19 protein-coding genes are annotated in these 19,080 nt (G+C 73.4%); 9 read left to right on the forward strand and 10 right to left on the reverse strand.

The annotated features are described in order from the left end of the window. The gene (locus ACFYPM_RS27095; protein WP_387202515.1) at positions 1 to 474 is read right to left on the reverse strand and encodes an NfeD family protein; all 474 of its coding nucleotides are present in this window, start codon (positions 472 to 474) and stop codon (positions 1 to 3) included. A 109-nt stretch (positions 475 to 583) separates the two neighbouring features. On the opposite strand from ACFYPM_RS27095, the gene ACFYPM_RS27100 reads away from it, so the two are divergent. Then, a complete protein-coding gene (locus ACFYPM_RS27100; RefSeq protein WP_387202518.1) occupies positions 584 to 1,897 on the forward strand; it encodes a serine hydrolase domain-containing protein in 1,314 nt (437 codons plus the stop codon). A 398-nt stretch (positions 1,898 to 2,295) separates the two neighbouring features. Here ACFYPM_RS27100 and ACFYPM_RS27105 read toward each other — a convergent pair whose 3' ends face one another. Then, positions 2,296 to 3,108: a DUF3097 domain-containing protein gene (locus tag ACFYPM_RS27105; protein ID WP_387202521.1), complete on the reverse strand. Its 813-nt coding sequence runs from the start codon at positions 3,106 to 3,108 to the stop codon at positions 2,296 to 2,298. Positions 3,109 to 3,291: 183 nt separating this feature from the next. Here ACFYPM_RS27105 and ACFYPM_RS27110 point away from each other — a divergent pair, with 183 nt between their 5' ends. Continuing rightward, the gene (locus ACFYPM_RS27110; protein WP_387202525.1) at positions 3,292 to 4,086 is read left to right on the forward strand and encodes a hypothetical protein; all 795 of its coding nucleotides are present in this window, start codon (positions 3,292 to 3,294) and stop codon (positions 4,084 to 4,086) included. A 27-nt stretch (positions 4,087 to 4,113) separates the two neighbouring features. On the opposite strand, the gene ACFYPM_RS27115 is transcribed toward ACFYPM_RS27110, so the two are convergent. From ACFYPM_RS27115 to fabG, 4 genes are all read right to left on the reverse strand, one after another. After that, a complete protein-coding gene (locus tag ACFYPM_RS27115) occupies positions 4,114 to 4,893 on the reverse strand; it encodes an HAD-IIA family hydrolase (protein WP_007462546.1) in 780 nt (259 codons plus the stop codon). After that, complete coding sequence (locus ACFYPM_RS27120) at positions 4,886 to 5,938, reverse strand: ferrochelatase (RefSeq protein WP_387202528.1); 1,053 nt, start codon at positions 5,936 to 5,938, stop codon at positions 4,886 to 4,888. Before ACFYPM_RS27120 ends, ACFYPM_RS27115 begins: the two co-directional genes overlap by 8 nt. A gap of 100 nt (positions 5,939 to 6,038) precedes the next feature. Then, entirely contained in the window at positions 6,039 to 6,806 is a 768-nt protein-coding gene (gene fabI / locus ACFYPM_RS27125) for an enoyl-ACP reductase FabI (RefSeq protein WP_387202531.1), read from the reverse strand. Between the two features lie 27 nt (positions 6,807 to 6,833). Continuing rightward, a complete protein-coding gene (fabG, locus tag ACFYPM_RS27130; RefSeq protein ID WP_387202534.1) occupies positions 6,834 to 7,538 on the reverse strand; it encodes a 3-oxoacyl-ACP reductase FabG in 705 nt (234 codons plus the stop codon). A 155-nt stretch (positions 7,539 to 7,693) separates the two neighbouring features. Here fabG and ACFYPM_RS27135 point away from each other — a divergent pair, with 155 nt between their 5' ends. The 4 genes from ACFYPM_RS27135 (at position 7,694) to ACFYPM_RS27150 (ending at position 11,817) form a co-directional block, all read left to right on the forward strand. Further along, on the forward strand, positions 7,694 to 8,923 hold the full coding sequence (locus ACFYPM_RS27135; protein ID WP_387202537.1) for a sensor histidine kinase: 1,230 nt from the start codon (positions 7,694 to 7,696) through the stop codon (positions 8,921 to 8,923). Next, positions 8,920 to 9,582 (forward strand): response regulator transcription factor, encoded by a 663-nt coding sequence (locus tag ACFYPM_RS27140; protein WP_357248668.1) that lies wholly within the window; start codon positions 8,920 to 8,922, stop codon positions 9,580 to 9,582. The genes ACFYPM_RS27135 and ACFYPM_RS27140 overlap by 4 nt, the downstream gene beginning before the upstream one ends. A gap of 100 nt (positions 9,583 to 9,682) precedes the next feature. Beyond that, a complete protein-coding gene (locus ACFYPM_RS27145; protein WP_387202540.1) occupies positions 9,683 to 10,588 on the forward strand; it encodes an alpha/beta hydrolase in 906 nt (301 codons plus the stop codon). Next, entirely contained in the window at positions 10,585 to 11,817 is a 1,233-nt protein-coding gene (locus tag ACFYPM_RS27150) for an acyltransferase (RefSeq protein WP_387202543.1), read from the forward strand. Before ACFYPM_RS27145 ends, ACFYPM_RS27150 begins: the two co-directional genes overlap by 4 nt. Before the next feature lie 331 nt (positions 11,818 to 12,148). Here ACFYPM_RS27150 and ACFYPM_RS27155 read toward each other — a convergent pair whose 3' ends face one another. Genes ACFYPM_RS27155 through ACFYPM_RS27165 form a run of 3 tightly spaced genes read right to left on the reverse strand, consistent with a single transcriptional unit; the run spans position 12,149 to position 15,170 of the window. Next, on the reverse strand, positions 12,149 to 13,099 hold the full coding sequence (locus tag ACFYPM_RS27155; protein ID WP_357248675.1) for a VWA domain-containing protein: 951 nt from the start codon (positions 13,097 to 13,099) through the stop codon (positions 12,149 to 12,151). Further along, positions 13,096 to 14,094, reverse strand: a complete 999-nt coding sequence (locus tag ACFYPM_RS27160; protein ID WP_357248806.1) for a DUF58 domain-containing protein — start codon at positions 14,092 to 14,094, stop codon at positions 13,096 to 13,098. Before ACFYPM_RS27160 ends, ACFYPM_RS27155 begins: the two co-directional genes overlap by 4 nt. Continuing rightward, positions 14,073 to 15,170, reverse strand: a complete 1,098-nt coding sequence (locus tag ACFYPM_RS27165) for an AAA family ATPase (RefSeq protein WP_387202547.1) — start codon at positions 15,168 to 15,170, stop codon at positions 14,073 to 14,075. The genes ACFYPM_RS27160 and ACFYPM_RS27165 overlap by 22 nt, the downstream gene beginning before the upstream one ends. Before the next feature lie 242 nt (positions 15,171 to 15,412). On the opposite strand from ACFYPM_RS27165, the gene ACFYPM_RS27170 reads away from it, so the two are divergent. The 3 genes from ACFYPM_RS27170 to ACFYPM_RS27180 are packed head-to-tail and all read left to right on the forward strand — an operon-like array spanning position 15,413 to position 17,716. Continuing rightward, a complete protein-coding gene (locus ACFYPM_RS27170) occupies positions 15,413 to 15,643 on the forward strand; it encodes a hypothetical protein (protein WP_387202550.1) in 231 nt (76 codons plus the stop codon). After that, complete coding sequence (locus ACFYPM_RS27175; RefSeq protein ID WP_387202552.1) at positions 15,640 to 16,191, forward strand: PH domain-containing protein; 552 nt, start codon at positions 15,640 to 15,642, stop codon at positions 16,189 to 16,191. Before ACFYPM_RS27170 ends, ACFYPM_RS27175 begins: the two co-directional genes overlap by 4 nt. 43 nt (positions 16,192 to 16,234) lie before the next feature. Beyond that, a complete protein-coding gene (locus ACFYPM_RS27180) occupies positions 16,235 to 17,716 on the forward strand; it encodes a PH domain-containing protein (RefSeq protein WP_387202555.1) in 1,482 nt (493 codons plus the stop codon). Between the two features lie 206 nt (positions 17,717 to 17,922). Here the strand turns inward: ACFYPM_RS27180 and ACFYPM_RS27185 are convergent, their stop codons facing one another. Beyond that, positions 17,923 to 18,999, reverse strand: a complete 1,077-nt coding sequence (locus ACFYPM_RS27185; RefSeq protein WP_387202558.1) for a phosphatase PAP2 family protein — start codon at positions 18,997 to 18,999, stop codon at positions 17,923 to 17,925. Positions 19,000 to 19,080 lie beyond the last annotated feature (81 nt).

Here is a 19,080-nt window from a genome sequence, read left to right on the forward strand (position 1 = left end):
TCACCCTCTCGCTTCCGGCAGCTCACCGGCGGAAGAAATGTCGTCCTGCCACACCAGGGCTGTCGCGCCCCGGATTTTGATCACCCGAACCCGTTGACCAGGGTCGAACGTCTGCGTCGTGTCGTACGGGCGGGCACTCCACAACTCACCGTCGATCTTGACGAGGCCGTGGTCAGCGTCCACCCGCTCCAGCACCAACGCCGTGGAACCCTCGATCGCTTCCACGCCGAACGGCTGCTCGCCGCTTTCCAGCGACGAGCGCTGGTGCCGCCGGAGGGCCGGCCGGGCCACCAACAGACTCAGCGCCGACACCACCGCGAAGACCAACGCCTGCACCGCTACCGGCGCGCCCAGGGCGGCAGCACCGCCAGCGGCGAACGCGCCAGCCGCGAACATGATCAGAAACAGTGTCGTCGTGAAGATCTCCGCGACGGCCAGCAGCACACCCAATACGATCCACACCACGGCGTCCACACCACGATCGTGACACGTATATGCACGCGCGGCCTCCCCCGGAAGATCAGTAGGCTCGGCGGATCCCTTTCCGAGAAGTGATTCGGCGGCCCGACCCGAGGAGATCCCGTTGACTCTGCTGCCCGAGACCGCCCGACAGTTCGACGCCCAGGTCGCCCGGGCGCAGCTCGACGGGCACGCCCCGTCACTGGTGCTGGGCGTGGTCCGCGACGGCGCGCTGGTTCACCTGGCCACCGCCGGCGAGCACCCCCGCCCGGACGCCGACCTGCAGTACCGGCTGGGCTCGATCAGCAAGACGATGACCGCGACCCTGATCATGCAACTGCGCGACGCCGGCCGGCTCGCCGTCGATGACCCGCTGGAGGAGCACCTCCCCGGCACCGGCGTCGGCGCGCTCACCCTGCGCCAACTCCTCGGGCACGCCAGCGGCATCCAGCGCGAGCCTGAGGGCGACTGGTGGGAGCGGACCGCCGGGGTCGACCTGACCACCCTGCTCACCGGGGTCACCCCCGACAAGATCGCCTATCCGCCGCACGCCACCTACCACTACTCCAACCTCGCGTACGGGCTGCTCGGCGGCGTCCTCGAACGACTCACCGGGACACCCTGGGCCGACCTGCTCGGCGTACGGATCCTCGCCCCCCTGGGCCTGCGCCGCACCACGTACGCGGCCACCGAGCCGTTCGCCCGCGGCTACGTCGTCCACCCCTGGCACGACACGCTGCGCGAGGAACCGCGGACCGACACCGGTGCCATGGCCCCCGCCGGGCAACTCTGGTCGACGATCGAGGACCTGGGTCGGTGGGCCGCGTTCCTGGCCGACCCCAACCCCTCGGTGCTCGCCGCCGAGACGCTCACCGAGATGTGCTCCCCCGTCGTGGTCAGCGACCTGGAGTCCTGGACCCACGGGCACGGCCTCGGGCTGGAACTCTTCCGGGAGGGCAACCGGGTGTACGTCGGCCACGGCGGCTCGATGCCCGGCTACGGCGCCTCCCTGGCCGTGCACCGACCCACCCGTACCGCCGTGGTCGGCCTGGTCAACGCGTACACGCTGCACGGCGTGCACCTCGGCGTGCTCGGACGACAGTTGCTCACCCAGGTGCTGGACGCCGAACCCGCGCCGGTCACCCCGTGGCGGCCGGCCGCCGCCCCGCCGACCGCCGAACTGGCCGAGCTGACCGGCCGCTGGTGGTGGATGGGCACCACGATCGAGGTGTACGCGGACACCGCCGGCGACCTGCACGCCGGCCCGCTCGGCGCGCCGAATCTCCGCTTCGTCGCCGAGGGACCGGACCGGTGGCGGGGCCGGGCCGGCGTCCAGGACGGCGAGATCCTCACCGTGCGCCGCGACGAGCAGGGCCGAGCGGTCGCGCTGGACATCGCCACCTTCGTCTACACCCGCACCCCCGACCAGGAACCCTGAGTCGCCCGGCGCCCCGCCTTCCGGCACCGCCCCAACCAGCACCGCCCCGACCCGTCCAAGGTCCGCACGTCGTCAACGCAACCCCCGCGCTACCCGTCCAAGATCCGCGGGCGCCGCGGACTGAGGGGTGGCTGCGGTGCCCAGCCCCGGAAGGAGCCGCTGCGGCGGCCTCGACCCGGCACCTGCACCCCCACGCAAGCCGCTCCACGCATGATCGACTCGGTTTCCCGAAAGTCGGGGCATCCGGGACGATCCGACACCCCGACTTCCGGAAAACCGGGTCGATCAACGAAGGCCGGGCGGCGGCGGGGCGGGCTGGGCGAGCCAAGGCGGGCGGGGGCGGGCGGGGCGAGCCAAGGCGGGCGGGGCGAGCCAAGGCGGGCGGGGCGGGGGCTAGGTCAGAGCGGCTCGGTGACGAAGTCGATCAGGCGTTCCATCGCGTTGATCAGGGGTGTCTCCACGTCGGCGAAGCTGTTCACCCGGGAGAGGATGTGCCGCCACATCGCGGCCGGCTCGGCCACTCCGAGGGCCGCGCAGACCCCTTCCTTCCACGGCTGCCCCGGTGGCACCACCGGCCATGCCGCGATGCCCAGTGCAGCCGGCTTCACCGCCTGCCAGACGTCCACGTAGGGGTGGCCGGTGACCAGCACGTACGGCGAGTTCACCCGGGCGACGATCCGGCTCTCCTTGCTGCCCGGCACGAGATGGTCGACGAGCACGCCGAGCCGTCGGGTCGGACCGGGGGTGAAGCCGCGTACCTCGGCGTCGAGGGCGTCGATGCCGTCCAACGGTTCGACGACCACACCCTCGATCCGCAGGTCGTCGCCCCAGATCCGCTCGACCAGCGCGGCGTCGTGGATGCCCTCCACCCAGATCCGGCTGGCCTTCGCCACCTGGGCGCGGACGTTGTCCACCGCCACCGAACCGGACGCCGTCCGTCGACGGGCCGCCGGCACCGACGCGCGACTCGGCCGGCGCAGCGTCACGGGGCGGCCGTCGAGCAGGAACGCCGCCGGCAGCAGCGGAAAGTTGCGCCGTTTACCGTGCCGGTCCTCCAACACCACCGCGCCGGCCTCGAAACCCACCACCGCTCCGCAGAACCCGGAGTCGGCATCCTCGACCACGAGATCCGGTTCGGCGTCCACCTCCGGGGTGACCTTCCGCCGTCGCCAGTCTCCCGCCAACACGTCCTCGCCGTATCGCCCCGCCATGTCGATCACGCTAAACCCAGCCCGCGCCCACCCCGGCCCTCGACACACCGCCCGTCCCAGGAGCGCCGACCACACACGCACGCCAGGGGCCGGGGATTGGGGCGAACAGGGCAGTTGGTGGCAGGCCGGGCGACCGGAGCGGCAGTCGAGACAGGGCCGGTCGGGACCACGTACCCTTTCGGCATGTCCACCCCCGCAACGGGCGCGGCCACACTCACGCCGCGCCGGTCGAGCCGGTTCGTCGCCTGGGTGCGCGCGTGGCGCGCCGGGTTGGTGCCGTACGACGAGGTCGCCGACGCCATCGCCGGCGACGAGGAACATCTCGTCGCGGACGCCCCCGGCACCTGGACCGACGTCCCGCTGGGCGCCGCGCTGCCCACCCTGGCCAAGCTCTCCCCGGACGACATCCGCCTGGTGCTCCCCGCGCCGGGCGACCCCCGGGGACTGCCCGGCCCCGGTGACTTCGCCGGCGCGGCGCTGGTCACGGGCGAGGCGGTGGTAGCCGGCGGGCTCGGGTTGATCCCGGAGGTCCGCTCGCACACCTCCGGCTCCGGGGACTGCTTCGAGACGGTGCTCTGGCGGGTCTACCCGCTGCCGGCCAACGCCCCCGCCGCGTCACTGTCGTTGCCTGGCGCCGCCGAGGCGGAGGCCGAGCTGGCCGCCGCGCTGGCCGAGACGACCGCCGCGCTGACCCGTCTCGACGTGGCCCAGTGGCGACCCGAATTGGCCGGCGCGCTGGCCGCGCTGCGCCGTCCGGACGGCACCACCGACCTGCCACCAGGCTTCGACCCGCGAGCCCGCCGGCTCTTCGCCCGCGCCGCGGTGCTCGACCGGGTGCTCGCGTTGGCCGGGCACGCCGCGCCCGGCGGCGCGATCAACAATTACGAGGCCCAGCAGCGCGACGCGGCTCTGCGCCCCCTCACCGCGGCCTGCCGCCAGGCGCTGGTGGCCGCCTGCAACGCCCCCCTACGCCCCTGACGGAGGCAGCCCGGCGAGGCCGGTCGATCAGATCTCGTCGAGCAGGTCCGCGACCGAGTTGATGATCCGGGACGGGCGGTACGGGTAGCGCTCCGCCTCGGTACGGCTGCTGATCCCGGTCAACACCAGGATGGTCTCCAGCCCGGCCTCCAGGCCGCAGAGGATGTCGGTGTCCATCCGGTCGCCGATCATCGCGGTGGTCTCCGAGTGCGCGTTGATCGTGTTGAGCGCCGAGCGCATCATCATCGGGTTGGGTTTGCCGACAAAGTACGGCTCCACCCCGGTCGCCTTGGAGATCATCGCCGCGACCGAGCCGGCGGCCGGCAGCGCACCCTCCACCGATGGGCCGGTCACATCGGGGTTGGTGCAGATGAACCGCGCCCCGTCGTTGATCAGACGGACCGCCTTGGTGATCGCCTCGAAGCTGTAGGTGCGGGTCTCACCGAGCACCACGTAGTCCGGGGCGAAGTCGGTGAGCACGTAGCCGACCGCGTGCAGCGCCGTGGTCAGCCCGGCCTCACCGATGACGTACGCGGTGCCACCCGGCCGCTGGTCGGCGAGGAACTGGCCGGTGGCCAGCGCGGACGACCAGATCGACTCCTCCGGCACGTCCAGCCCCATCCGGCTCAGTCGGGCCGTCAGGTCACGCGGGGTGTAGATCGAGTTATTGGTCAGCACCAGGAACGGCTTGCCGGAGGCGCGCATCCGGTTGATGAACTCCGGTGCCCCGGGCACCGGCTGGCCCTCGTGCACCAGCACGCCGTCCATGTCGGTCAGCCAACTCTGCACGGGCTTGCGGTCATGCATCGGTGCCCCCAGCAGGCGTCGGACGGCGGGTCGGTACGCAGCAGACGGTCGGGCAGGTGTCCCAGATCGGCAGCTCGCCCAGGCGACGGCGCAGTTGCGCGCCGTCCGGGTCGGTCCGCTCGGTGATGAGCTCCCGCACCATGCTCACGAAGCGCGGGTCAATGCCCGGGGTGGCAGCCCGGACGAAGTCCAGGCCGAGCTGCTTGGCCGTTTCCAGCGCCTCGGTGTCCAGGTCCCAGACGACCTCCAGGTGATCGGAGACGAAACCGATCGGGCTGACCACCACCGAGGTGGTGCCGCCCTGCGCGAGGGCGGTCAGGTGCTCGTTGATGTCCGGCTCCAGCCACGGCATCTGTGGTGGGCCGGAGCGGCTCTGCCAGACCAGGTCGTACGCGAGGTCGGGGGCGGCGGCCGCGGCCACGAGCCGGGCGGTCTCGTGCAGTTGCGCCTCGTACCGGCCGCCGTGCGGGCCGGCGTTGGCCGCCATCGAACTGGGGATGGAGTGGGCGGTGAAGACCAGCCGGGTGGTCTCCCGCATCGCCGGGTCGAGTTGACCCAGGGCTGCCCGGACCGCGTCGGTGTGCGGCTCGACGAAGCCGGGGTGGTCCCAGAACTGGCGCAGCTTCTCGATCACCGGGGCGTCCGCGCCGACCGCGGCGCGCGCGGCGGCGATGTCCTCCTGGTACTGCCGGCAGGACGAGTAACCGCCGTACGCGCTGGTGACGAAGGCCAGCGCCCGGGTGACCCCGTCGTCGCGCATCTGGGTCACGGTCTCGGCGAGCATCGGGTCCCAGTTGCGGTTGCCCCAGTAGACGGGCAGGTCGAGGCCGTGCGCGGCGAGGTCGGCGCGGATCGCGGCCAGCAGCTCGCGGTTCTGCTGGTTGATCGGGGACACCCCGCCGAAGTGCTGGTAGTGCTCGGCGACCTCGGCCAGCCGCTCGGGCGGCACGCCTCGACCCCGGGTCACGTTTTGCAGGAACGGCATCACGTCCTCGGGCCGCTCCGGGCCACCGAAGGACACCAGCACCACCGCGTCGTACGACATGGGCTCATTCTTGTCCCTCGACCGGGACGGCCCGGCGACGCCCCCTGCTCCGGACGCGTGGATCACGCGGACGGGGGCCAGGGAGCGTCGCGGTGGAGCGTCAGGAGCCGATGGCGTGGTAGCCGCCGTCGACGTGGACGATCTCGCCGGTGGTGGCCGGGAACCAGTCGGACAGCAGCGCCAGGCAGGCTCGCGCGGCCGGCTCCTGGTCGGTGAGGCTCCAGCCCAGCGGCGCCCGCTCGGACCAGGTCTCCTCGAACTGGTCGAAGCCGGGGATCGACTTCGCGGCGATGGTGCGCAGCGGCCCGGCGGCGACCAGGTTGCTGCGGATGCCCTGCTTGCCCAGGTGCATGGCGAGGTAGCGGGACGTGGACTCCAGGCCGGCCTTGGCCACGCCCATCCAGTCGTAGACCGGCCACGCCTTCGTCGCGTCGAAGGTCAGGCCGACCACCGCGCCGCCCGGCGACATCAGCGGCAGCGCCGCCATGGCCAGCGACTTGTACGAGAAGGTGGAGACGTGCAGCGCGGTCGCCACGTCCTCCCAGGGGGCGTCGAGGAAGCCGCCGCCCAGGCAGCTCTGCGGGGCGAAGCCGATCGAGTGCACGACGCCGTCGAGGCCGTCGACGTGCTCGCGTACCCGGTCGGCGAGGCCGGCCAGGTGCTCGGTGTTGGTGACGTCCACCTCGATGACCGGGGCCACCTCGGGCAGCCGCTTGGCGATCCGCTCGACCAGGGAGAGCCGGCCGTAGCCGGTGAGCACGACCTGCGCGCCGTTTTCCTGAGCGAGCTTCGCCACCGAGAAGGCGATCGAGGCGTCGGTGATGACACCGGTGACGAGCAGTCGCTTACCGGCGAGCAGTCCGGACATCGCTGATTTCCTCCGTAGTCAAAAGGGTTAGTGGCCCATGCCGAGGCCGCCGTCGACCGGGATGACGGCGCCGGAGACGTACCCGGCGCTGTCCGAGGCCAGCCAGGTGACCACGGCGGCGACCTCGTCCGGGCTGGCCATCCGGCCGGCCGGGATGGACTTGAGCAGCTCCGCCTTGCGGTCGTCGGTGAGGCCGGCGGTCATGTCGGTGTCGACGAAGCCGGGCGCCACCACGTTGGCGGTGATGTTGCGGCCGCCCAGCTCCCGGGTGATCGAGCGAGCGACGCCGACCAGACCGGCCTTGCTGGCGGCGTAGTTGACCTGCCCGGCGCCGCCGGCGAGGCCGACCACCGAGGAGATGAAGATCATGCGGCCCCACCTGGCGCGGAGCATCTTCGCGGAGGCCCGCTTGGCAACCCGGAACGCACCGGTGAGGTTGGTGTCCACCACCCCGGTGAACTGTTCCTCGGTCATCCGCAGCAGCAGCGTGTCGGCGGTCATGCCGGCGTTCGCGACGAGCACCTCGACCGGCCCCAACTCGGCTTCGACGGCGGTGAACGCGGCGTCGATGGAGGCCGCGTCGGTGACGTCGGCGCGTACGCCGAACAGCCCGTCGGGTGCCTCGCCGCTGCGGTGGGTGACCGCCACCCGGTCGCCCTGCTTGGCGAAGGCCTGCGCGATGGCCAGGCCGATCCCCCGGTTACCCCCGGTCACCAGCACGGTACGGGCCACTGTTCCCCCTTGCGAATGGTCAGCACGGACGCGTCGGAGCCTAGGCGTTACCGGTAGGTAAGCGCTAACGGGAGTCGCGTCACACTGAGGTAGGACACCGGGATCAACCCCTGGTGGCACGCCTCGTGACGGGGTCGGCCCGTAGCCTCCGGGTGGTGAACCGGCATCCGATCGCGGTGGCCCTGTGGGCCCTACGGCAGACCCTGGTAGGCCCGGACGCCCGGCCCGAACGGCCGCTGCTGGCCGGTTGGCCCGGGCCAGCCCGTTACGCCGCCCCGGTCGGTCTGCTGGCCGTCCTCGGCCTCTTCCTGATCACGCTGACGGTGGAGAGCGACTGGGGCCTGCCGCCGCCGATCGCGTTGCTGTTCGCGGCGCTGACGGTGGCGCCGCTGCTGGCGCTGCCCCGGCGTCCGCTGCTGGCCTGGCGGCTGACGGTGCTGGCCCTGCTGATCTGCACGTTCAACGCGCCGGCCGACCAGGCCTGGCCGTGGACCCCGCCGCTGGCGCTCGGGTCGGTCGCGGTGCTGGCGGTGGTCGTCGCGCGGGTCGACCGGCCGGTGCTGGCCTGGGTGGTGACGATCAGCACGGTGCCGGTGCTGACCTTCGTCGACCCCAACAACCGGGTTCCGGTCCTGCTGCTGCTCGGCGCGCTGGCGATCGTCGGCGACCTGATCCGGCGCAACCGGCTGTCCCGGCGGGCGCTGGACGCGCAGACCGAGCTGAGCGAACGGGAGCAGGAGCGGCGCGCGGTGCTGGAGGAGCGCACCCGGATCGCCCGGGAGATGCACGATGTGGTGGCGCACCACATGTCACTGATCGCGGTGCAGGCGGAGACCGCGCCGTACCGGCTGTCGGACGTGCCCGCGCCGGCCGCCGCCGAGTTCGTCGCGATCGCCGCGTCGGCCCGCGACGCGCTCACCGACATGCGGCGGCTGTTGGGCGTGCTGCGCAGCGAGGCGATCGGTCCGCAGACCGCGCCGCAACCGGACCTGACCGACCTGGGCGCGATGGTGGACGCGGCGCGCCGGGCCGGGCTGGCGGTCTCCCTGGACGCCGAGCCGATGGACGACGACCGGGTGCCCGCGCCGGTCGGGCTGGCCGCGTACCGCATCGTGCAGGAGAGCCTGGCCAACGCGGCCCGCCACGCGGCCGGGGCCGCGGTGCGGGTCAGCGTCCGCACCGGTCCCTCCGGGCTGGGGGTACGCGTGGAGAACTCCCCGGCCGACGTCCGACCGACCGCCGACGGCGGCTCCGGGCACGGGCTGACCGGCATGCGGGAGCGGGCCACCTCGCTGGGCGGTACGTTCACCGCCGGGCCACTGCCCGACGGGGGTTACGCGGTGGCGGCCGAGTTGCCGTACGACGCGGAGGGCGGGGACGCGTGATCAAGGTGCTGATCGCCGACGACCAGGCGATGGTCCGACAGGGCTTCGGAGCGCTGCTCGCCGCCCAACCGGACCTGCTGGTGGTGGGTGACGCCGCCGACGGCGCGCAGGCCGTCGCCGCCACCCGCCGGCTCGACCCGGACGTGGTGCTGATGGACGTGCGGATGCCGGTCATGGACGGGCTGGAGGCCACCCGCAAGCTGCTCGGCGACCGGTCGGCGCAGCGCCCCCGGGTGCTCATCCTCACCACCTTCGACCTCGACGACTACGTGTACGAGGCGCTGCGCGCCGGGGCGAGCGGCTTCCTGCTCAAGGACGCCCCGGCGGCCGATCTGGTGCAGGCGGTGCGGGTGGTGGCGGCCGGGGACGCGCTGCTCGCCCCGGCGGTCACCCGCCGGCTGATCGCCGAGTTCGCGGCCCGCCCGGACCGCCGCCGGCCCCGACCCACCGACCTGGCCGGGCTCACCCCCCGGGAAACCGAGGTGCTGCGGTTGATCGCCCGGGGTCGCAACAACGCGGAGATCGCGGGCGACCTGGTGGTCGCCGAGCAGACCGTGAAGACGCACGTCGGGCGGATCCTGGCCAAGCTGGGGTTGCGCGACCGGGCCCAGGCCGTGGTGCTGGCGTACGAGACGGGTCTGGTGGCCGCCGGCGAGTAGTCCCCCGGAGCCAGCCCGCAGACGGCTCCCCGGGACGACGACCGCGCACCGCCCTTCCGCGCACTGTGCCTCCGGAGGAACATTCCGGAGGGAGAACGAGATGCGACGACGAGGTGCCAGCCGAGTGGCGCTGGCCGCGCTGCTCGGCGTGAACCTGGTCCTGCCGACCCGACCCGAGCCGGTCGCGGCGAGCGGGTTCGTGGAGGCGTACCCGGTCACGGCGGCGGCGATGCGCGCGGCGGGTCCGCCGTACGCGGACTGGGCGGCCCACGGGCGTCGTTTCCTCTCGTTCGACAGGCGCGGCGACGGCCGCGCGGTCGAGGTGCTCGGCGACCTGGCCGACGCGGACCGGATCGCGGTGCTGGTGCCTGGGGTGGGCAGCACCCTGGCCGACTTCGACAGGGGTTTGGGCGGGGTGGCCCGGCGGGCGCCGGCGACGCAGGCCCGGCAGCTCTACCGGGAGCTGCGGGCGAGCGAGCCGGCGGCGCGGGTCGTGGTGCTGGCCTGGCTCGGCTACGACCCGCCCGACGGGGTGTTGACGGCCGCCGGTGGCCTCAGCGCCCGGCGCGGCGCTGCCGGGCTGGCCGGACTGCTGCGGGAACTGGCGGCGCGTCGTCCGGCGGCGACGATCACCCTGGTCGGGCACAGCTACGGGTCGCTGGTGGTGGCCCTGGCGGCTGCGGACGCCCCGGCCCAGGTCACCGACGTGGTGAGCCTCGGCGGCGTCGGCGCCGGGGTGCAGCGCGCCGACGACCTGCCCGGCGGGCGGCGGTTCTGGGCCGCGGAGGCGAGCACCGACTGGATCCGTCGGGTTCCGCCGGTACGGCTGCCCGGTCTCGGCTTCGGCCGCCGCCCCGGCGACCCGTCGTTCGGCGCCCGCACCCTGCCGGCGGGCGGGGTGACCGGGCACGACGGCTACCTGGCCCCGGGCAGCGCCACGCTCGTCGCGGTGGCGGCCGTCGTGCTGGGCGCTGTCGACGCCGACCGGGTCGGGGACCCGCGGTGAACCGGGACCGTACCGTCGACGCGTTGCGGGCGTACGCCATCGGCGGGGTGGTGCTGGGACACTGGCTGGTCACCGGGTTGGTGCTGACCGGCGACGGAGGGCTGCACCAGGCCAGCCCGCTCACCGCGTTGCCCGCTCTGGCCCCGGTGACCTGGGTGTTGCAGACGCTCGGGCTGTTCTTCTTCACCGCCGGCTTCGGCTCGGCCCGCTCGTTGGCCGGTCACCGGGGCGGTGCGGGTGGCTGGTTGGCCGGTCGGCTGCGCCGGCTGCTGCTGCCGACGGTGGCGCTGCTCGGGGTGGGTGCCGCCGTGTTGCTCGCCGCCACCGTGGCCGGCACCCCGGACGACACGCTCGCCGTCGCGCTGCGGCTCGCGATCAGTCCGCTGTGGTTCCTGGTGCCGCTGGTGTTCCTCATCGCGATGACCGGACCGCTGCGCGCCGCCGTCCGCCGGTGGGGGTTGGGCCATTGTGTCGTACCGGCGGTCATCGTGGTCGCCGCGGCGGACGTGGCGGTGCGTCTGCTGCCGGCCGGCAGCCACCTGCCCCCGGTCAGCGTGGTGGCGGCCTGGTCCGTGCCGTACCTGCTCGGCGTGGCGCACGCCGACGGGCGGCTGGCCGGCCGACGGGCGGCGGGCACGCTCGCGGCCGGCGGCGTGGCCGCGCTCGCGGCATTGCTGGCCCTGGGCTACCCGGTGAGCGCGGTCGGCGTGCCCGGGGCCGGGGTGTCCAACCTGAACCCGCCGTCGCTGCTGGCCGTGGCGCTGGCGGTGACCCAGGTCGGGCTGGGGCTGCTCGCCCGGCCGGCGCTGGAACGGCTGCTGGCCCGGCCGGTGCCGGGCCGAGCGGTGACCGAGGTGAACCGTTGCGCGTTCCGGATCTATCTGTGCCACCAGCCGATACTGGTGGGGGTGACCGCGCTCACCGCCCGCGGCGGGCTGGCGCTGCCCGGGTTGCACACCGTGCCGGACGGCCCGGGCTGGGTGCTGGCGCGCTTGTGCTGGCTGCCGTTGCTCGCCGCGGTGCTGGTCACGATCGTGCGGACGGGCCAGTCGCGGCCGGGGCGCCGACCGGGCGGTGGAGGGGTCGCCGGCCGGTCGGCCGAGTGCGTCTCGTCGGCTGCGCAGGTGTACGATCATCGACGTTCCGGCCCGCCCGACTTGCAGGAGGTGATCGCTGTGCGAGATAGCGATCCTCCCAGTCGTGGCCGGGCCGATGGTCAGCCCCGCTGAGCCACGACTCAGTCTGGTGAGCTGACCCCGCTCCGCTCCCCCGCTCCTCGGCACACGCCGAGGAGCGTGCCGCGCCGTCCGGTTCGCCGACGGTCGCCGGGAGCCGCCCGGTCACGACTTCGTGTGCGCCTCCCCACCCCCTGCGGTCCGCCCCCGCACGCGGACCGTCCAGCAGCCGCCACCCGGAGCCGTCCATGAGCCGTTATGTCGCCCCGCTGGGCTTCACCCTCGCCGCCGTCTGGGTGGCCATCGTCTTCGTGCTCGCCGGCGGCGGCCACTGAGGTGGTGCTGATCGACCGGCGGCGGTCGGTGATCGCCGCCGGTGCACCGCTCAGAGCATCCGTGACGACCACACCAGGCTGAGCGCACCGGCGCAGAGCGCCAACAGCAGCGCCAACCCGGCGTACCACTGGGTCACCTCCCGCGGCTCGGTCCGGAAGCCGATCGAGCTGCCCATGTCCTGATAGACCTGCTTCAGCTCGCTCACCGAGGCCGCCTCGTAGAAGTAGCCCTCGGTGGTCTCGGCAAGCTCGGCCAGGGCCAACCGGTCCACCGGCACCCGCTGCAACTGCCCGCCGATGTCGACCTGCCCGGTGTCGGTGCCGAACGCGATGGTGGAGACCGGGACGTTCGCCGCCTGGGCGGCCGCCGCCGCCTCCTCCACCGCCCGCCCGGAGGTGCGGAACCCGTCGGAGAGCAGCACGATCCGTGCCGGCGGGATGCCCGCCGCGCCGTCGGCCGGCACCGACCGGATCGCCTCCAGACAGGTGAACACCGCCTCACCCGTGGCGGTCGCCTCGGCCAGCACCAGACCGTCGATGGCGCTCGTCACCGCGTCCCGGTCCTTGCCCGGCGGCACCAGCACGTTCGCCGCCTTGGCGAACGACACGAGACCCAGGTTGTAGCTCTCCGGCAGCTCACCGACGAACTGCTTGGCCGCCTCCTGCGCCGCCTCCAACCGGTTCGGCGCCACGTCGTCGGCCTGCATCGACAGCGACACGTCGATGGCGAGCATCACGGTGGCCCGCTCCAGCGGCTCCCGGGTGTCCACCGCCGGCCGGGCCAGCGCGGTGGCCAGCACCAGCAGGCAGAGCAGGAACGCCGTCGCCGGAACGTGCCGACGCCAACCGAGGCCCTTCGGGGCCACCGTACGCAGCAGGTCCACATTGGTGAAGCGCATCGCGAACGCCCGACGGTGCAGCTGCCGCCACACGTAGAACGCCGCGAGGGCGAGCACCGGCAGCACCGCCAACAGCCACCACGGTTGCATGAAACGGATCATCGTGTCGTCCCCCGGGTACGCGCGTGCCGCTGCGCGGCCACGAATCGCACCATGTCCAGCAGCCAGTCTCGGTCCGTACGCAGACGCAGGTGGGCCGCGCCGGCGCCACGCAGGGCGGCGGCGATGGTGGCCCGTTGGGCGGTCGCGGCGTCGGCGTAGCGCTGCCGCAGCCGTGGATCGGCGGTCTGCACCTCATGCAGCTCGCCGCTCTCCGGGTCGACCACCGGCAACACCCCCACGTCGGGCAACTCCAGCTCGCGCGGGTCGATCACCTCGATCGCGAGCACGTCGTGGCGGACCCGCAGCTTGCGCATCGGCCGCGCCCACTGCTCGGCCGGCGCGAGGAAGTCCGAGATCACCACCGCCACCCCGCGCCGCCGGGGCGGACGGTTGAGCATCTCGATCAGGGCGCCCAGGTCACCACGGCCGGGCTGGATGGCGGTGCCGGCGAGGGTACGCAGCAGGCCCTGCGCCTCCTTGCGGCCGGAGCGGGCCGGCAGCCGGGTGAGCACGCCAGGGCCGGCCGGCGGTGCGGCTCCGCCACGCCAGCGGCGGGCCGGTGCGGACACACCGCCACCGGTGCCGATCACCGCGCCGATCCGGTTGCCGCCGCGCACGGTCAGGTGGGTGACGGCTGCCGCGGCGGCCACCACCACCTCGCGTTTGAGCCACTTCCCGGTGCCGAAGTCCAGGCTGGCGGACAGGTCCACCGCCAACCAGGTCTCCAGTTCCCGGTCGGCGACCGTACGCCGCACGTGCGGTGTGGTGGTCCGTGCGGTGACCGGCCAGTCCATCCGGCGCACGTCGTCGCCCGGGCGGTACTCCCGGGATTCGCCCGCCTCGCTGCCCGGCCCGGGCAGCAGACCGGCGTAGTCGCCCTGGAGCAGACCGTCGAGTTTGCGGGTGACGAGCAGTTGCAGCCGGGACAGCACGGCCTCGCTGCGGTCGGGGGCGGGACGAGGGGTGGGTGAGGTCACGGCCGCTGCCCGGGCCAGCCAGCGCCCGGCGGCGGCGCGGTCGTCGGTCCGGTGGCCTGCTGCCGGGGCGCGACCGCCGGCAGGGGAATCGTCGACATCACCCGGTGCACGATGTGGTCGGCGGGCACGTCGTCGGCGAGCGCGTCGTAGCTGAGCACCAACCGGTGCCGCAGGATGTCCGGCGCGATGTCCTGCACGTCCTGCGGCAGGGCGTAGTCGCGCCCGCGCAGCAGCGCCAGCGCACGCGTCGCCCGGACCAGGCCCAGCGAGGCGCGTGGGCTGGCCCCGTACTGGATCAGTTGCGCGACGTCGGGCATGCCGTGCTCGGCGGGGGTACGCGTCGCCAGCACCAACCGGACCGCGTAGTCGACCAGGGCGTTGTGCACGAAGACCTGGTCCGCCTTACGTTGCAGGGCAACCAGCTCAGGTGTGTCGAAGACCGCGCTCGGCTCGGGCGCGGACACACCCATCCGGTAGACGATCTCGCGTTCCTCCGCGTCGGTCGGGTAACCCACCACGATCTTCATGAGGAATCTGTCGCGTTGCGCCTCCGGCAGCGGGTAGACACCCTCCTGCTCGATCGGGTTCTGGGTGGCCATCACCAGGAACGGGTCGGGCACCCGGTGGCTCTCGCCGCCGATGGACACCTGCCGCTCGCTCATCACCTCCAGCAGCGCGGACTGCACCTTCGCCGGAGCCCGGTTGATCTCGTCGGCGAGCAGGAAGTTGACGAAGACCGGCCCCAGCTCGACGTCGAACTTCTCGCTGGACTGCCGGTAGATGCGGGTGCCCATGATGTCGGCGGGCACCAGGTCCGGGGTGAACTGCACCCGGGCGAACGACCCACCGACGACCTTGGCGAGGGTCTCCACCGCCAGGGTCTTGGCGACCCCGGGCACCCCTTCGAGCAGACAGTGACCGCGAGCGAGCAGCGCGACGAACATCCGCTCCACCATCCGGTCCTGCCCGACGATCACACGTTTGATCTCGAACAGCGCCTTCTCCAAGAGAGTGGCGTCCTGCGCGGGGGTGGTCACCGGCGCGGGTGCCGCTCCGTTCGGCGTCGGGGCGTCGGGCATGGTCGGCTGGGCCACCGGTCCTCCACAGCGTTTGTCGGTCGTCGCGGCTCGTGCGGTATCAAGACTCGCATGCCTTGCTGAGTGTCGAGGTGGGGAGAAGCCGATTTTCGCCGCGCCGTCCGCGGCAGCAGAATCGCCCGTCGAGGGTGTACCTGGACCGGCCTGCCGCGTGTACGATTCACCCCGTCGCCGGGCGGCTCCCCCCGTGGTCGCCCGGCGATCAAACTTCCCGTGCGGCCACCCCTAGACTGGCCCGGATGAGCATCCCCTCCACCGCCGACGACGCCCTCGTCTGTTCGGCCCGCGGCTGTCGGGCCGCCGCCGTCTGGGTCCTGGAGTGGAACAATCCCCGGCTGCACGACGCCGATCGTCGCAAGACCTGGCTGGCCTGCGCCGACCATCGGACCAGCCTCGGTGACTTCCTGGACGCTCGCGGCTTCCTGCGTGCCGTCACCGCGGTGCCCGAATCGCCTACGCTCGACACGTGAGCACACCCGGCGCCCCACCGCCTTCCGGACCCGACGCCTCGACGGCCGCACCGGCGGGCCGGGGGCCGCTGGAGCCCTGGCCGGACACGGTCGACTGGCAACCGATCTCCACCGACCTGATCTGGGTGGAGCTGATCCGGCTGGCGATCGTCGTCGCCATCGGGCTGGCGGTGACGGCCGTCGGCTGGGCGCTCAGCGGCCAGTGGCTGTTCGGGCTCGCCGTCGCCGTCGTGGTGGTGCTCGGCGTGTGGCGGGCCATCGCGATCGGCCGGGCGGTGCGGGCCTGGGGGTACGCCGAGCGGGAGAACGACCTGCTGGTCCGGCACGGGTTGCTGGTCCGCCGGCTCTCCATCGTGCCGTACTCGCGGATGCAGTTCGTCGATGTGAGCGCCGGGCCGTTGGAGCGCGCCTTCGACCTGGCCACCGTGCAGTTGCACACCGCGGCGGCGGCGAGCGACGCGCGGGTTCCCGGGCTGCGGCCGGCGGAGGCGTCCCGGCTGCGCGACCGGCTCACCGCGCTCGGCGAGGACCGGGCGGAGGGGCTGTGAGCACCCGCGCGGGCAACCACCGTCCCCACCGAGGGCCGCTGCGATGAGCGACGGGCCGAGCACCCTGCCACCCACTGGCCCGACGCCACCCGGGCCGGTGCTGCCCACTGGCCCGGCAGCCACTGGCGTGCCAGGCACCGACGCGGCTCCCGCTGACCCGTTCGGCGCGCGCGAACCGTGGCCGGCACCACCCGGCGGCGGCGAGGGCGAACCCCGGCAGCGACTGCACCCGCTCAGCCCTGTGCTGCACGGCGCCAAGTCCCTCGTCGTGGTGATCGCCGGGCTGTCCTGGTCGACGCTGTCCCGGGTCGGCTTCGGCTGGTTCGCCGCGATGGTGGCGGTGCTGGCGCTCGGCGCGACAGTGCTGTCGGTGATCAGCTGGTACAACACCGGCTACCACGTCGTCGCCCGGGAACTTCGGGTGTACGAGGGGCTGCTCTGGCGGCGTACCCGGGCCATCCCGTTGGAACGGTTGCAGGCCGTGGAGGTGGTCCGGCCGCTGCTCGCCCAGCTCACCGGTCTGGCCGAGCTGCGTCTGGAAGTGGTCGGCGGAGGCAAGACCGAGGCGCCACTGGCGTACCTCGGGGTGGCCGACGCCGCCCTGCTGCGCGAGCGTCTGCTGGCGCTGGCCGGGCGGGTGGCGCAGCTACCCGCGTCCGGCGTCGCGACCGCCCCGGTGGCCCCGGGTGCGTCGGCGCCACCGGCGGCCGCGCCGGGTCGGCCACTGCACGCGGTACGCAACCAGAACCTGCTGATCAGCCAACTGCTCACCCCGCAGGCGTTCCTGCTCCCGTTCGGTGTGGCCTTCGTCGTGGTGCAGTTCCTCACCGCCGGGTCGTGGTCGTTCGTGGCGGTGGCGAGCACCCTGACCGCGATGGCGGGTGTGCTGCTGCAGCCGATCCGCCGGGTCCTCGACGACTGGAACTTCCGGCTGGCCCGCGACGGCGCCACGCTGCGGGTGCACAACGGCCTGCTGGAGACGCGGGCGCAGACCGTGCCGTTGGAGCGGGTGCAGACCGTGCGGGCCACCTGGCCGCTGCTCTGGCGGATGAAGGGCTGGCTGCGGCTGCGGCTGGAGGTGGCCGGTTACTCCGTCGCGGAGGCCGACGACCGCAGCCGGCCCGACCGGCTGCTGCCGGTCGGCGACCTGCCGACGGCGACGATGATCGTCGCCGAGGTGCTTCCCGGGGTACGCCTCGACGCGCTCCCGCTGAGCCCACCTCCGCGCCGGACCCGTTGGCTGCACCCACTGGGCCGTGCCGCGTTCGGCGCGGGGCTGTTCGAGCAGGTCTTCGCCACCCGGTCCGGGCGGCTCACCCGGCAGCTGGTGATCGTGCCGTACGCCCGGATCCAGAGCGTGCGAGTGGTCCAGGGGCCCATCCAGCGCCGCCTCGGGTTGGCCACCGTGCACGCGGACACCGCGGGCGGCTCCGGCGCCACCGCCCAGGACCGCGACCTGGCAGAGGCCTGGTCCCTGGCAGCGGACCTGACCGAAAGAGCCCACCAAGCCCGCACCCAACCCTGACCCGCCGCTGCCCTGCCGCGCGCTGCCCGCCCGCGCTGCGCTGCCCGCGGTGCCCGCCCGCGCTGCGCTGCCCGCGGTGCCCGCCCGCGCTGCGCTGCCCGCGGTGCCCGCCCGCGCTGCGCTGCCCGCGGTGCCCGCCCGCCCGCGCCGCGCTGCCCGTCCGCGCTGCCCCCGGGGGCCGGAGGAGCCGGGGGCCGGGGTGGGGGTCAGCGGTCGGCGGGGATTGCGGGGTGGGTTGTGGTGGTGTCTGGTTGTCGGGGGGTGGGGGGCTCACCGGGCGGGGGGTCGGCGGGATTCGGTAGGGGTTCCGTGGCCGACCTGGCGCGCGGGTGACCGACGCGCCACGCTGCCCAACCACGCTCCGCCAGACCGACCACCAGGAACGTCAGACCCACGTACGCCCAGCCGACCAGCACGTCGATCACGTAGTGCTCACCCGAGTAGACCAGGGTGAAGGTCATCGCCAGCGGGTACGCGAGCAGTAGCGGCCACCAGCGACGGCGGGTGGCGGTCAGGAAGAACAGCACCACGAACAACGCCCACGCGGTGTGCAGCGACGGCATCGCGGCGACCGGGTTGGAGGCGATCTGGCCGGCGTTGAGCACGTTGCCGGCGCCGTGCATGCCGAACGCCTTCCAGCCCCGGGTCGAGATCCGGGCGACCTCGGTGAGCAGGCCGTTCTGCGCCGCCCACCAGGGCGGGGCGGCCGGGTAGATGAAGTAGGTCACCAGGCCGGCTGCGCAGAGGAAACCCCAGCGCCGCATGTACGCCGCCCAGCGGTGCCGGTCGCGCATCCAGAGCACCGCGGCGGCGGTCAGCGCCACCACGAAGTGGGAGAAGTACACCCAGCTCGCGGCAACGTCCCACCAGTGCACCTGCGGGTGGTAGAGGTGCTGCTGCAACCAGACGGTGGGCACCTCCCCGCCGGTGGCCCAGCCGAACATGAACCGGTCGGCGACGATCAACTCCATCGCGTGCGGCGTGGCCCCGTTGTCGGCGAACCCGCGCGAGAGGTTGTAGATCACGAACAGCAGCACCACCGGCACCCAGTCCCGGGCGAAGCGCAGGTGGCTGCGCCAGGGTCGGTCGCTGTTCCAGGCGATGGTCGCGAGCCAGATCCAGACGAAGGCGTACGCCGGGTCGGTGGGCAGGCCGATGGCCAGCCACGCGGCGACGAAGGCGACCGCCCAGACGGTCATCGCGACGACGCGCCGACGACCCCCGTCCGGGGACGCGGGCGGCTCGGTCCGGGCGGGGGGCTGGGGGTCAGTCACGACGGCCATCGTCGTCAAGGTTAACGACGGGTACGGCATCGACCGACGGGGGACCACCCCGGTGCTCGTCGCGGGCGGGTGCGCCCGGAT

Origin of the sequence: Micromonospora sp. NPDC005203 (genome assembly GCF_042872705.1) — a bacterium.
Classification (GTDB): Bacteria; Actinomycetota; Actinomycetes; order Mycobacteriales; family Micromonosporaceae; genus Micromonospora.